This window comes from Streptococcus sp. KR (assembly GCF_002238115.1).
GTDB lineage: Bacteria > Bacillota > Bacilli > Lactobacillales > Streptococcaceae > Streptococcus.
This window is the reverse complement of sequence record NZ_NGVM01000420.1, coordinates 1-206: the sequence shown is the minus strand read 5'-3', so window position 1 is coordinate 206 and position 206 is coordinate 1. Positions and strand designations below refer to the sequence as shown.

General features: G+C 33.0%; 1 protein-coding gene. It reads left to right on the top strand.

Annotated features, from left to right (window positions below):
* The coding region (locus tag CBI42_RS13175; RefSeq protein WP_218822091.1) for a hypothetical protein at positions 1-206 on the top strand (206 nt) is incomplete at both ends.

Here is a 206-nt window from a genome sequence, read left to right as displayed (position 1 = left end):
AAACCGACCACTATTTTAGTCAGCAGCAATAATAATAACGTTTTTTCTTTTGGTTCGACTAATTTTACCGGCAAGCTTGATCAAGCCCCGTTTATTTGTTCCATTGTTAATCTATATTTTCGTTTTCTAAATCAAACAAGTTTAATCTGTAAGGAACAAAATCCATTATTAAGCTCTTGGAACTATGCACCTAACTTGGTTCAGAA